Origin of the sequence: Amycolatopsis sp. SID8362 (assembly GCF_010550475.1) — a bacterium.
GTDB lineage: Bacteria > Actinomycetota > Actinomycetes > Mycobacteriales > Pseudonocardiaceae > Amycolatopsis > Amycolatopsis eburnea.
The window spans coordinates 1-498 of sequence record NZ_JAAGNB010001592.1; the positions used below are offsets into that span (position 1 = coordinate 1).

Consider the following 498-nt stretch of genomic DNA (forward strand, 5'->3'; position numbering starts at 1 on the left):
AGCGCACCGGCAGGCCGGCCCGGATGCACGCGTCGGCGAGGTGGGCGGTGGTCAGCGTCGCGAAGCGCCGCCTGAGTCCTTCGAGCTCCATTCCCTGACCGTAGTCAGGAACCGGTGTCCTGGCCACGGGTTTCGGCGGTCAGCCAGGCGAGGTACTCGGCGCTGCCGCCGACGATCGGCGTGGCGATCACCTCCGGCAGGTCGTAGCCGTGCAGCTGCCGCAGGCGCTCGGTCAGCGCCGGCACGCGGCCGGCGGTCGTCTTGACCTCGACGCGCCACTCCTGGTCGGTCTGCACGGCGCCGTCCCACCGGTAGACGCTGGTGATCGGCCCGACGACCTGGGCGCAGGCCCCCAGCCGCTCCTCGACCGCCCGCGCGGCGAGCTCCCGCGCCGCCGCTTCCGAGTCCGTCGTGGACGTCACGATCACGTGCTCCGCCGTCATGGGGCCGAGGCTACCGGCGCAGCCGGCGCATCGCGGCGGCGCCGAGCGCGGGCCC

Annotated in this window: 1 protein-coding gene; it reads right to left on the reverse strand. The window is 74.9% G+C overall.

From position 1 onward, the window contains the following. Window positions 1–104: 104 nt before the first annotated feature. Complete coding sequence (gene cutA / locus G3I65_RS48950) at window positions 105–443, reverse strand: divalent-cation tolerance protein CutA (RefSeq protein WP_160702448.1); 339 nt, start codon at window positions 441–443, stop codon at window positions 105–107. Between the last annotated feature and the right edge of the window lie 55 nt (window positions 444–498).